The organism is Magnetococcales bacterium (genome assembly GCA_015231925.1).
Classification (GTDB): Bacteria; Pseudomonadota; Magnetococcia; order Magnetococcales; family JADGAQ01; genus JADGAQ01.
Genome location: JADGAQ010000125.1, coordinates 1 through 12,444, shown reverse-complemented (window position 1 = coordinate 12,444; position 12,444 = coordinate 1). Strand labels below are relative to the sequence as shown.

Sequence of the window (12,444 nt, the reverse complement as noted above, 5' to 3'; positions counted from 1 at the left end):
TCATCCTGTTGGCTCATGGCTGGCCTCCGGGGGAGCGGTTGGCACGGTGCTTTCCGAAGCGGCAGGTTTCGTGCCAGACTCCATTCCCAGGACGCCCAGCATCTCGTTGCCGTAGCGTTCCAGTTTGCCTTTTCCCACTCCTTCGATGCGGGCCAGACCGGCCAGGGTTTGGGGGCGGGAGGCGGCCATCTCCGCCAATTGCTGGTTGGAGGCGATAAAATAGGGTGGAACGCCTTCGGCCTTGGCTTTTCCGGCACGCCATTCGCGCAACGAGTTGAACAGAGGGGTGTTCCCCGGATTCAACAGCTTGCGCCAGTTCTCCGAAGGAGCGCTGGCATGACTCTTTCCTGGTGGCATGGTTCTTTCGAAAGAATCCAGGCCATGATAGGTCACGACCAGCAGCAAATACGGCGCACCCTGGTGGATGAACGTATGGTCATGGATGGCCTGAATTTCTTTGTCAGACATGAAGGCGCGTGCTTCGCTGTCATCAAAACCGCCCAATACAGGGTCAAAACGTAAGGTAAAAATACGGATGTTCATTTCATAAACCCCTTATGGAGATGCAATAAGGCTTGCCAAGTATAAATATCTTTTAATTCTTTGACTTTCAATATTTTATATTTTAAGTATCAAAAAAAGAAAATATTCTATCTTTTGACTTTTCATATATCATTTATATTATTGTAAATAATTGCTTCGCAGTTTTGCAGCAAGCATAAATATCTTTTAATTCTTTGACTTTCAATATTTTATATTTTAAGTATCAAAAAAAGAAAATGTTCTATCCTTTGACTTTATCATTCATATTGTTCTGAACACTGGCTTCGCAATTGTGCAATGGGCTCCCCCCCTGTAATGAAATCCAGTAAAATTCCGCATCGCAAAAGCACCACCGAAAATTTTGAGGGGGCTTCGCCCCCTCAAGCTCCCCAGACTGAAACAGCCCCACAAGCTTGCAGTCCGCTTTCGGGGGCTACCGCTTCGCGGCCCCCTCTCGCAGACTGCAATCTTGCGGGGACCCAACGTCAACGGCCAAAAGTCAACATCCGAAAACCAAGAGTCAACAGCTGCGCTTCGCGCCCAAGGGAACAAGGGTAAAAGGGTCAAGGGCCAGTCCTCGAAAGGCGGAAGCCCAGGTAGTAGTACCGGGAGTCCGGGCCGTCCCCGAAGCGAAAGGCGGAGCGGACGTAGGCCGGGTAGCTGAGCCAGCCGCCGCCCCGAATCACCCGGCGGGAGCCCCCATCCGGGCCTTTCGGATTGTTCCGGGGCGAGTTGGCATAATTGTCCCCGTACCAATCCGATACCCACTCCCATACATTCCCACTCATGTCATGCAGCCCAAATCCGTTGGCAGCCTTCCGCCCCACAGGATGCGTCTTGCCTTCTGAATTGCCACCATGCCAGGCAACCCGGTCAATATCGTTACCGCCACAATAGGTTTCCCCCGAACGGCCCCCCCGGCAGGCATACTCCCACTCCGCCTCACTCGGCAACCGGTATGGGCCACTGCGGCCACCATTCAGCTTGCCAATAAACTCCTGAACCTGCAACCAGGATACCCTTTCCACAGGACAATCGTCGCATCCTTTAAAATTCAACTCAGGCGGATCACTCCCCATTACCGCCCGCCACTGCTTCTGTGTCACCTCATGCTTCCCCATCTCAAACCCGTCAACACACACTTCATGCACTGGCTTCTCGTCCGAATCCCCATCATTGCTACCCATCTGAAAACACCCGCCAGGGACTCGGACAAAGTCAATCCCTCCCAAAGGTGGAGGCGGTGGTGGGGGAGGAGGAGGATCCACACGCTCTTGCATCCGTGCAATCCGCTCTTTCAACCCGTTCAACCGCCCATCGCCCGGAAGGAGCCCGGACGCTTCCTGGTACGCCCTCTCCGCATCCCTTTTCATGCCTCCGGAAATCGAGGTTTGGAGTTGGGCCAACAGGGTCTCGAATCGATCCCTCTTCAACTGCTCCAACCGGGCCTGCTCCTGGCGAGCCTGCTCGTCGGCCCGTTTTCTGGCTTCCTCGCGGGCCTGTTCATCGGCCCGTTTTTTGGCTTCTTCGCGAGCCTGCTCGTCGGCCCGTTGCCTGGCCTCCCGGTCCTGGCGGGCTTTTTCATCCTGCCGACGCTTTTTCTCTTCCAGCCACCGTTTGGGCAGGGGATCCTCCGGCATCTCTTCGGGGCGAATGAAAACCGGATCCGCCCCCTGGGCCAGACCCGCCCCAAGCAGGACGAGGGCCACTCCAAGCCATCCCCAACGCTTTGCCATCATCGTTGCCGCGCTCCTTCTTCCTGGACTCGACCCGTTTTGCGCATGGTATGACAATTAACCCAGGAAACAAACCGCTTTCCAAAGCGGAGGCCTCCGGGATATGCTTTCCCACGGATTCAGGTTGGTGACATCCCTGGGAGAGGAGAAACCATGTCCAGGCGCAATGGGTGTCTTGTCGGGAGCTTGCTGCTGCTTTTGGCGGGATGCAGCACCACGGGAAGCGAAAAGACCACGGGCGGGGCGGGTGGCGGTGGAGCGGGCTTTGGTTCGGGTGGCGGGCTGGTACAGCTCCAGGAGAGCCCGGATTGTAAGGTGATCGATCTCGATAACGCTTCCAAATGGCAAACGCCGCAGTGGCAGGAAGCGCTGAAACAGTGTCCGAAGAGTGGCTGGGCGGGGCTGAATCTGGCTCATCGCCTCCAGGCCGAAGGCAATCTCGCCGAGGCGCGTGTTCTGGCGGAACGCTTTTCCCATACCGAACAGGGTCGGAAGTTGCTTGCCTCCCTGCCAAAACCGGCAGTGGTGACTCCAATCGGTCCAGGTGGCCAGGGAGAGGCTTCCCCGGAGCCGGTGTCTACCCGGTGGAACTTCCGCCGGGCGGTGGGCGATTATTCCGACATGGTCTTCGTGGCTATCGGCAATCGCAACTACACCCATGGCATCGACCTTGAGGGGGTCCGTTTCGCCCACAACGATCAGAGGGCCATGCTGGAGTTTGCCGAAAAGAGTCTCGGCATTGTCCAATCACGGCGTATTTCCGCTCTGGACTATTCCAGCGCCGAGCTCAAGGGCCTGCTCAATCCTGCGAGGGGGCAGTTGAGACGGCTGGCCGAACTCGGTGCCAGGCGTCTCTTCCTCTACTATTCGGGCCATGGGGCGGCCGTGCCGGAGGAGACCACAGGCCGCCGGGTGGCGCGCCTGGTGGGTATCGATGCTCGGGAAGGCATCCTGGAAGAGGCTTCGGTGGCTTTGGAGGAGGTGATCGACAAGGTGTCGAAGGCGGGATACGAAGAGTTGATCCTGGTGGTGGAGGCCTGTTTCAGTGGCAATCTGGCCACAGGAACGATGTCCGCCTTTTCAAATTCCATGGCCACCACTCGGGAGGCGGCAAACGATGTCCGCAGCCTGGAGTTGCCTGCCGCTACCGGGCGAAACCGTGCTTCCAGTCTGCGTCTGGTGCGCATCACCGCGACCAGCGAGAACGAGCTGGCCCTTCCGGATGCGACCCATGGACACGGGCTGTTCACCTACCATCTGCTGAGAGCTTTGAACGGGGAGATGGGCAACAGGCCGATCGACACCGACAGCCTTCGGGCCTGGTTGACGGAACAGGTCAACAGCGCCGCCTTCAACACGGTGCATCGCATGAGCCAGCGCCCGCTGGTCGGGGGAGCGCGAACCACCTTGGTCAACTACCGGTGATGGGTCTGCCGAAGCATTTTCCGGAATACCGGCCAAACCCTGTCACGGCTTCTCTCTCCAGAGGGGCAACAAGCCCACTCTGGACTTCCTCACAAGCCTGCCGCCTTTTCCGGTTGGCTCTGGGAGGTTGGTCGCTTCGCGGCCCCCTCTCGCAGACTGCAATCTTGCGGGGGCCCAACATCAACGACCAAGTCAAAACACGCGCTTCGCGCCCAAGGGAACAAGGATAAAAGGGTCAAGGGCCAGTCCTCGAAAGGCGGAAGCCCAGGTCGAGGCCCCGGTAGCCCGGGTCGCTCCTGCTGCGATAGGCGGAGCGGACGCTGAGGGCGTTGAGGAACCAGCCGCCGCCCCGTTCGACCCGGTCGAAGCCCCTGTCCGGCCCCTTCGGATTGTTCCGGGGTGAATTGGCATAATACCCGTACCAATCCGATACCCTCTCCCATACATTCCCGCTCATGTCATGCAGACCAAATCCGTTGGCAGCCTTCCGCCCCACAGGATGCGTCTTGCCTTCTGAATTGCCACCATGCCAGGCAACCCGGTCAATATCGTTACCGCCACAATAGGTTTCCCCCGAACGGCCCCCCCGGCAGGCATACTCCCACTCCGCCTCACTCGGCAACCGGTATGGGCCACTGCGGCCACCATTCAGCTTGCCAATAAACTCCTGAACCTGCAACCAGGATACCCTTTCCACAGGACAATCGTCGCATCCTTTAAAATTCAACTCAGGCGGATCACTCCCCATTACCGCCCGCCACTGCTTCTGTGTCACCTCATACTTCCCCATCTCAAACCCGTCAACACATACCTCATGCACCGGCTTCTCGTCCGCTTCCCCATCATTACTCCCCATCTGAAAACACCCGCCAGGGACCCGGACGAATTCAATCCCGAAAGGTGCCTTCCAAGCCTTCACCAAAGGATCGTTTGGCATGCTGTCGGGAGGAATATAGCCTTCCATACTCCAAACCCTCCCGGCCAATAAACCGACTCCGATCAGGGCCAGCAGTGTCGGGCGAATTCGTTTCATTCCTGGCTCCTCAGCGGTACCGCACCAGGGGAGTGGCCCTGTCGCCGATGACAAGAGGACGTTGGGCCTTGCGATAACTGGAGGTAAAGGCCGCATGGCTGACCTTATCGGAGAGCCACCTCCCCAGTTTCGGCAGCTCGACCCGGTCGCGGAAGGGCTCGACATTGCCGGACAAGGCTTGCAGCAGATAGTAGGTCATCAGGCCGTGTTGCTGAGTCTCCTCCTGGAAGGCTACCTGATTGGCGTCGGTGGCGGTGATCGTGATCAGTTGCCAGGGGCTGCGCACCCGTCTCCCGGAGGAGGTCGTATCGATGCCATCCATTTTTTTGATATTCTCCGTTGCTTCGGGGGCCGTGGGCAGGGAGTAGGCCGAGCGGGATCCCTGAGCGAGATTGCCGCTGAAGCAGGCGTCCACGACGAGAATCAGCTCTTCAAACCCGGCGTTTCTCATTTTTTCGGCAATCTCATCCAGCGGGACGGAAGCTCCTTTCAATGTATCCTGTGTGGCATCGACCCCGACGATGCGGGCAACGCGCCGCCCCCCACCGCCCTGGGAAGCGTAACCGTGCCCGGCGTAATAGAAAATCAGGCGTTTCGCTCCCTCATGCCTGACCAGATCTCTCAGTCGGCCCTCATCCGGATCAAACAGAGTGGTTATTTCAGTTGAACGCTGATCTTTAAAAACATACCGATGATTGTCTGGAATGGCGAGCGCCTGCTGCGCAAAGAGCCCCATGGCCTCGGCATCCAGGTGGGCGAAGTCAACTCCGCCTTTAAGAAATTCGCCGTAGTTCATGTTGCCGATGGCAACGAAAACCGTGTCCTGGAATTCCTGATAATTGGCCGCTTTGCGGAAATTCAATGATGTAAAAGGGGGTGGTGTCACGGGTGCCGCGATGCCTGGTGCGGTTGCCGGTTGGGTTGGTATCGATGGGGAGGGTGCGGGTTCGGGTTTTGCAACGGCAGGTCGAGAGGGTGTCGATGCGGGGGGTGGATTTGAAGCGACAATTGGGGGAGGAGCGGGTTTGATTACAGGGGGTGCTTCCGATGCGGACAGGCTGGCCAGGAGGGATTTGGCTTCGGGAAGGTTGTTGAACCGATCGGCCAGATTTCGGGCTTCCTGCATCTTGCCGACAGCCTTGAGGCTCCAGCCGTAATTGATGGCCGCCCAGGCGCTGTCGGGGCATCTCTTGTTGGCCTTTTGCCAGTCGGCAAGGCTCCACTCGCCGGAACGGGACAGATCAAGCCCGACCGGAGAACAGGAGCCGGGCGCTTCGAGGTTGAGGGTGCTGCAGTTGCTCAGCAGCCCGATGCCGGCCAGCAGGGCCATTCGCCGCCATGGGTTCACGGGGTCGCCTCCTTGAGCCTTGTTTCCGGTTCGCTGCCAGATGTGGAATGTTATACCGCTTTTCCCCGTGTCTCCAGTACTCGCGGGGCTCCATTCACTCAGGGCATTGTCCCAGGACCCGGTAGGGCAGGGCGACCAGGTTTTAGTCCTCCCGGACCTGGGACAGGGCATTGTCCCAGGACCCGGTATGGCAGGGCGACCAGGGAATAGTCCTCCCGGACCTGGGACAGGGCATCGGTGAGGCTGGTCCAGGGGGTGCCGTTCTCGAACGTTCCGGCGAGATTGGCACCGACCATCCTTGGACAGAGGGCGCGAAAATCGAAATCCCGGCGTGTCGAAGCTACCAGAAGGACCATGCCAACCGCTTCGTCCCCGTGTCGGGGACAAAAGGCCAGATGAGGCAATTCTTTCTTTTCCAGGCTCCGATTCGGTTCCAGCATCGGTGCGGCGCTCTCCTCTATGGGAAGATAGCGCGTGACCGTATCATCATCGTCCCAGAGACAGGCTCCCAGATAGAGGGGCCGGGTGTGGCGGTTGGTCACGATGAGACGGGCCTCCTGACCGGATTCGAAAAGCTCCGAGTCGTTGTCATACCGCGCCGTGATCCATTGTTTTTGTCCCTCGGGCAGAAGCCGACGACCTTCGAGGCGCAGGCTGACCTGCCCGGTTTCACGGGGGGGAGTGGTGAGCTGGTCATGTTCGTCGAACACCACCCCCAGGGAGAAGGTGCGCAGCAGAGGCGGAATTTCGGCCCGGTTGCGCACGGGAGGAGTCTCCTTGCCCGTGAGCAGCGCCGCCCGTGCGGCCACCCGTGCGGCCACTTCGGCATCCTCCCGATCCTGCCGGCTTTTGCCGAAGCCGGGCATGCGAGCCAGACCCACCGCCTGAAGCCTCGGCTCTTTCAGGCAGGGCAGTTCCTCGCGGGGAATTTCGACGACGGCGGGTTCCCCGCCGAATTTGACGATGGAAGGTTCCCCTCCGGATTTGACCAGGGAGGCGCGAAGTGAGAGCAGCACCTTGTGGGGGTCGTCCAACAGGTAATGGCCCCGGATCTCCATTTCCTTGGAGTCAGGGATGGCTTCTTTGAAAAGCAGCTCCTGAAGTTTGGTGGCGAACCACCTCCCGCAGGGCCCCGGTTGGTTCGAATCGGCCTCTTGGACGATCACCCGCTCCCGGATGATAAAAGGCGTAATGCGCTCCACCAGCTTGCAGGCCAGGTGATCCAGCCGTTCGTCCACGCCGCCTGGAGGTGGAGGACACTTTACGACGGACGAGGTCGGCGTTGCGACGGGAGGGGGTGACGGCGCAGGCGATGCAGCGGGAAGAGGGTTGGCTGGCGCCGCCGGGGGAGGTGCGCTCTGGCAACCCGCCCCCAGCAGAAGAGGCAGGAGGCAAAGGATCCACCGAAGTCTGCAGGCCTTCTCGACGCATGGCTTGTTCATGGCATTTTCTGAACTCATTGTTGCGATGTGACGATTTTTCACCAACAGAGACGGTGGTGCTGTGTACTGCCAGGCAAGCAGCGAAAGTATCTGTTCAGGCATGCGAAGGTTCGGGGGGAATCATTCCCCCCCAACGGGGCCAGGGGCACCCCTGGGACATTTCCTTGCGCCGTCGGTACGGTCATGTCGCCTGAGCAGGGTCCTGAATAGTTACTTTTAACATTCAGTTGGCTCGTCATGAAAAATTTCTTCGTCATTCTATAATTTGATTCAATGAAATTCTTAATACGCCTCGCCACGCTCAAACTCCTTAGACCAAAACAACCCCACAAGATTGCAGTCCGCTCTCGGGGGCAACCGCTTCGCGGCCCCCTCTCGCAGACTGCAATCTTGCGGGGACCCAACGTCAACGTCAAAACACGCGCTTCGCGCCCAAGTGAACAAGGATAAAAGGGTCAAGGGCCAGTCCTCGAAAGGCGGAAGCCCAGGAGGCTGCCCCGGTAGTCGGGCGAGTAGAAGAAGCGATAGGCGGAGCGGACGCCGGCCGGGCCGCCGTACCAGCTGCCGCCCCGATCCACCCGGCCGGAGCCCCCTTTACTGCAATTGGCATAATTCTTCTCCGAGTAAGGTCCATAATCTGAACAAGTCCACTCCCAGACATTTCCAGCCATGTCATACAGCCCGAGATTGGGACTGGCGGCGTAGCTCCCCACCGGTTCCGTTCCCGTATCATCGCAATCCTTGTCATCATCGAACTTCGCCCCGTTCCTCGCACCCTTCCGACACACCGGTGATTCATCCCCCCAGGGGTATTTGACCTTCTTCCCACCATCCCGCGCTGCATACTCCCACTGCGCCTCCGTCGGCAGGCTGTACCGCCCCTGGCCTTTCCCGTTCAGCCACTTCACCATCTCCTGGGCATCGTTCCATGTGACGCAGACCACAGGGTGGTCGTCATTCTGATTCATCCCCGGATTTCGCCAACTCGTTCCCGACCCCTTGTTCCACCCACTCCCCCGAGTGTAAACATAACATCCATCTCCTCTTTCCGCCTCGGTCCGGTACCCCGTCTCTTCCACAAACTTCCGAAACTGACCTACCTTCACCTCATACTTCCCCATCTCAAACCCGTCAACACACACCTCATGCACCGGCTTCTCGTCCGATGCCCCGTCATTGCTTCCCATCTGAAAACACCCGCCAGGGACACGGACAAATTCCATCCCTCCCAAAGGTGGAGGCGGTGGTGGGGGAGGAGGATCCACACGCTCTTGCATCCGTGCAATCCGCTCTTTCAATCCGTTCAACCGCCCATCGCCCGGAAGGAGCCCGGCCGCTTCCTGGTACGCCCTCTCCGCATCCCTTTTCATGCCTCCGGAAATCGAGGTTTGGAGTTGGGCCAACAGGGTCTCGAATCGATCCCTCTTCAACTGCTCCAACCGGGCCTGCTCCTGGCGAGCCTGTTCCCTGGCCTGCTCCTCCTCCCGCGCCAATCGCTCCAGCTGTTCGCGGGCCTTCCGGGTCTCTTCGGCCTGTTTCCGGGAGGCTGCCGCTTTCTCCTCCCGCTCCCTGTTTTCCTGCTCCTCCCTTTTCCGCTTCTCCTGTTCCCACGCCTTGACCAGGGGATCGTTCGGCATCTCCTGGGGGGCGATCAAGACCTCCGCGCCCCAGGCCACCACGACCCAGGCCATTGTTGCACAAACCGCTACGAGCGACCGATGCCTGTTGACCATGATCATTTCTCTTCCTGTCAGCGGTACCGCACCAGGGTCAGGTTTTCCCCGATCACCAGTGGACGTTGCGACATCTTGTAGACCGACTGCCAGGCGGCGGTGTCCACTTCCACCGGCAGCCAATCCTGCAAGGCGGTTGTATCGACCACCTTCTTGCCCATGGCCCCTGTCAAGGCGCGCAGAAAATGGTAGGTCATCAGTCCATGCCCCTGTCTCTCCTCTTGCAAGGCCTCCTGGTTTTTCCCGGTCGCGGTGATCTTGAGCAGACGCAGGGGAGTGCGCGCCGCAGTGACCGGCGGAGCATTCTTCGCCTTGATGTTGGCCTCCGCTTCCGGTGTGGTCTGCCAGAAAACCGTCTTGGTTCCCTTCGACAGGTTGCCGCTGAAACAGGCATCCACCACCAGAATCAACTCCTGGTAACCCGCCTGGGCCACCTTTTCCACCAGGTCATCCAGGGCCACCGAGGCATCGTTCAGGGTGTTGGGTCTTGCGTCCGTGCCCACCAGACGCGCCACGCGCTGACCCGTTCTATCCGGCACGGCAATGCCATGTCCGGAATAATAGAAGAACAACCGTTTGGCAACACCCTGATCGGCCAGATGCTTCAATCGACCGGTGTCCGGGTTGAACAGGCTGTTGATCTGGCTGGATTCCTGGTCCTGCTCGACAATAAGATGGTCTTTCGGAATCCCCAGAGTGACTTTGGCAAATTTCCCCATTTCCGAGGCATCGTTATGGGCAAAGCGAACGCCGTCGGTATCGATATTGTTCTTGTAATTCATATTGCCGATGGCGACAAAAACCATGTCTTTATGGTTGTCCAGGGATGGTTGGAAGTTCCAGGATGTCGTGGTGAGTTTCTCGATGGGTTTTTGCTCCGCTGTAACGACTTTTGGCAGGCTGTCCAGCAGATTTTGGCCCTGGGGGAGGCGGTTGAAGCGTTCAGCCAGGGTTCGTGCTGCTTCGAACTGCCCGGCGGCTTTGAGCAGACGGGCGTAGTTGAGACCTGCCCAGGCGCTGTTCGGGCATTGGTGGGAAACTTTTTCCCACTGGGGCAGTTCCCAACGGGTGTAATTGTCCAAATCAAGCCCGGAAACGGAGCAGTCCGCAGGCTCCTGGTCCGCCCCGCGTCGAACGATACCGCTATCCGGCTTGTCTTTTGGCAGGCTGTCACATCCGGCCACCAGCAACACCACACTGCAAAGAACCCTTTGCATCCGAGTGAACATGGTCTCACCTCTTGGTTGAATACGCCCCAAGCTTTTTAATATGTTATCTTTTAAGTATCAAAAAAAGGAAATGTTCTATCCTTTGACTTTTCTATTTTAACTCATAGATATTTTCCAATAAAACATAATAATTTTTTTATAATTGACTTTGGCTGATTGCAAAACGGCGTATCAATGACTCATAGCTATCAAAAAGAATGATAAATAAAAATTAAAAAGATAGAACATTTTCTTTTTTTTTGATACTTAAAAGATAAAATATTGAAAATAAAATGACTATAAATATATACCGGCTTGGTCGCGTGAGTTTTGCAACTCCCGCACTGCATCGGAAAAATATCGCAACCAGGGTGACCCCAAAAGCCCCGGCAACCGCCTTGTGCAGGGTGCAGGCGTTCTGATAACGATCATTGCCGATGAGCAGCACCTTGGCTCCGCCAAGGTGGAACCCGCCAGCACGGAAGAAACCGGCAGGAGAGGCGCCGCCGTTGTGGCCATGTCAGCAGACGAAAACCTCCTCCAGGGAAGAGGCGAAAAGGATATTCCGGCCCCAGCCTTCAAGATGCTCCAGCGGGGCGGAAATAACCTTCGCCGTGACCCAATCGGGAAGCGTGCCGAATTTGTGGCGCAGCAGCATAAGCAGCATGGCGGCGGCCTCCTCCTGGCGGCCTTCCTGGCGGCCCTGCTGAAGACCCTGATCCACCCACGGTTTGACCCACTCCTGAACACTTTCGGCCAGCATGGTATTCACCTCGTGCAGTTCAACCATTTCGGGAATGTCGGCTTTGGGCAGGCGCTTGGGCAGCAGCACCCGACGCAGCCAGACGGTGAAGGAGCGGCGCAGGCTGGCCTGCTCCGGGGCGTACAACCACTCCCCGAGGAGCCCCACCAGCTCCCGCACCGCTCCGATGGAGCGGCTCCGCTCCAGCCGGAACAGCACCGCCGCCAGATTGCGCATCCGTTGCAGCTGCGATTCCGCCAGCGTCCCGACCTCCACCAGCAGGTAACGTTGCCGGGGCTGCCAGGGTTCGAGGCCGGGTACAATGGCAATCATCTCATTCACCTCCAGCGGCGCGTTCCATCGCTTCTTCCCAGTATAGATCACCACCGGCAGGATGGGAGGCAGTTTTTTATCGGGCAGCCGGTTGGCCCGGCGCAGATCCTGAAAAAGGGAGAAGCCATAATCCCCCACCCGAACCGGCATGAAATCGTCCACCGTCGATTGGAACTCCAGCAGGATGTAAATATAAAGCCAGGTTTCCCCCAGCCCCACCCGCCAGATGCAATCCTCTTCCCGGTCGCGGAACTCATCGCCCACGAAGGAGCCGCTCACCTTCTCCAGAGTGGAATAGTCGAGATGTGCCACCCACTCCCCAGGCACAAATCCCAGAAGCAGATCTCGCACCATCTCCGGATGCGAAAATAACAGTTTATAGCTTGAATCGTTATCGAGACGGTTTGTCATGGGCCTCATGTCCAAAATAACGTGTACAGACGGTTTGCCCCGCGACCAGGGCTTCGCCCTGGACCCACCAGAGGGGGCGAAAAGCCCCCTCCGGACTCCCCCGCCCGCCGCCCTTCCGGTTGGCTCTCGGGAGGTTTGCCGCTTCGCGGACCTCCCTCTCGCCAACCTCCAGGACCACGGGCCACCTCAACTGCCTGAACGTCAACAGAGAGCGCTTCGCGCCCAAGGGAACAAGCGTAAAAGGGTCAAGGGCCAGTCCTCGAAAGGCGGAAGCCCAGGCTGAGGCCCCGGCCGTCGGGCGAGATGTTGACGCGATTGGCGGAGCGGACGAGGGCCGGGCCGTCGTAGCAGCTGCCGCCCCGAACCACCCGGCCGGAGCCCCCTTTACTGCAATTGGCATAATTCTTCTCCGAGTAAGGTCCATAATCTGAACAAGTCCACTCCCAGACATTTCCAGCCATGTCATACAGCCCGAGATTGGGACTGGCGG

At 58.3% G+C, this 12,444-nt stretch carries 10 protein-coding genes; 1 reads left to right on the top strand and 9 read right to left on the bottom strand.

Annotation, left to right across the window (positions count from 1 at the left end):
* On the bottom strand, positions 1-468 hold the full coding sequence (locus HQL56_13290; protein MBF0310494.1) for an HRDC domain-containing protein: 468 nt from the start codon (positions 466-468) through the stop codon (positions 1-3).
* Between the two features lie 638 nt (positions 469-1,106).
* The gene (locus HQL56_13285; protein ID MBF0310493.1) at positions 1,107-2,282 is read right to left on the bottom strand and encodes an SUMF1/EgtB/PvdO family nonheme iron enzyme; all 1,176 of its coding nucleotides are present in this window, start codon (positions 2,280-2,282) and stop codon (positions 1,107-1,109) included.
* Positions 2,283-2,432: 150 nt separating this feature from the next.
* On the opposite strand from HQL56_13285, the gene HQL56_13280 reads away from it, so the two are divergent.
* Complete coding sequence (locus tag HQL56_13280) at positions 2,433-3,704, top strand: caspase family protein (GenBank protein MBF0310492.1); 1,272 nt, start codon at positions 2,433-2,435, stop codon at positions 3,702-3,704.
* A gap of 235 nt (positions 3,705-3,939) precedes the next feature.
* Here HQL56_13280 and HQL56_13275 read toward each other — a convergent pair whose 3' ends face one another.
* From HQL56_13275 to HQL56_13245, 7 genes are all read right to left on the bottom strand, one after another.
* Positions 3,940-4,902, bottom strand: coding sequence for a formylglycine-generating enzyme family protein (locus tag HQL56_13275; protein ID MBF0310491.1), 963 nt, complete (start codon positions 4,900-4,902; stop codon positions 3,940-3,942).
* Positions 4,903-6,183: 1,281 nt separating this feature from the next.
* Positions 6,184-7,323, bottom strand: coding sequence for a hypothetical protein (locus HQL56_13270; protein MBF0310490.1), 1,140 nt, complete (start codon positions 7,321-7,323; stop codon positions 6,184-6,186).
* 659 nt (positions 7,324-7,982) lie between these two features.
* Complete coding sequence (locus HQL56_13265; GenBank protein ID MBF0310489.1) at positions 7,983-9,218, bottom strand: SUMF1/EgtB/PvdO family nonheme iron enzyme; 1,236 nt, start codon at positions 9,216-9,218, stop codon at positions 7,983-7,985.
* Between the two features lie 59 nt (positions 9,219-9,277).
* Positions 9,278-10,489, bottom strand: coding sequence for a caspase family protein (locus HQL56_13260; protein ID MBF0310488.1), 1,212 nt, complete (start codon positions 10,487-10,489; stop codon positions 9,278-9,280).
* 211 nt (positions 10,490-10,700) lie between these two features.
* A complete protein-coding gene (locus HQL56_13255) occupies positions 10,701-10,916 on the bottom strand; it encodes a hypothetical protein (GenBank protein ID MBF0310487.1) in 216 nt (71 codons plus the stop codon).
* Positions 10,917-10,988: 72 nt separating this feature from the next.
* Positions 10,989-11,954, bottom strand: a complete 966-nt coding sequence (locus HQL56_13250) for an Rpn family recombination-promoting nuclease/putative transposase (protein MBF0310486.1) — start codon at positions 11,952-11,954, stop codon at positions 10,989-10,991.
* A 245-nt stretch (positions 11,955-12,199) separates the two neighbouring features.
* Positions 12,200-12,444, bottom strand: a 245-nt coding sequence (locus HQL56_13245; protein MBF0310485.1) for an SUMF1/EgtB/PvdO family nonheme iron enzyme, incomplete at its 5' end; no start/stop codon positions are given.

Bases quoted from the DNA above. Each gene is read 5' to 3' on its own strand.
- HQL56_13250 (MBF0310486.1), bottom strand. From the start codon at position 11,954: ATGACAAACCGTCTCGATAACGATTCAAGCTATAAACTGTTATTTTCG.
- HQL56_13265 (MBF0310489.1), bottom strand. From the start codon at position 9,218: ATGGCCTGGGTCGTGGTGGCCTGGGGCGCGGAGGTCTTGATCGCCCCC.
- HQL56_13285 (MBF0310493.1), bottom strand. From the start codon at position 2,282: ATGATGGCAAAGCGTTGGGGATGGCTTGGAGTGGCCCTCGTCCTGCTT.
- HQL56_13280 (MBF0310492.1), top strand. From the start codon at position 2,433: ATGTCCAGGCGCAATGGGTGTCTTGTCGGGAGCTTGCTGCTGCTTTTG.
- HQL56_13260 (MBF0310488.1), bottom strand. From the start codon at position 10,489: ATGTTCACTCGGATGCAAAGGGTTCTTTGCAGTGTGGTGTTGCTGGTG.
- HQL56_13290 (MBF0310494.1), bottom strand. From the start codon at position 468: ATGTCTGACAAAGAAATTCAGGCCATCCATGACCATACGTTCATCCAC.
- HQL56_13275 (MBF0310491.1), bottom strand. From the start codon at position 4,902: ATGTCGAGCCCTTCCGCGACCGGGTCGAGCTGCCGAAACTGGGGAGGT.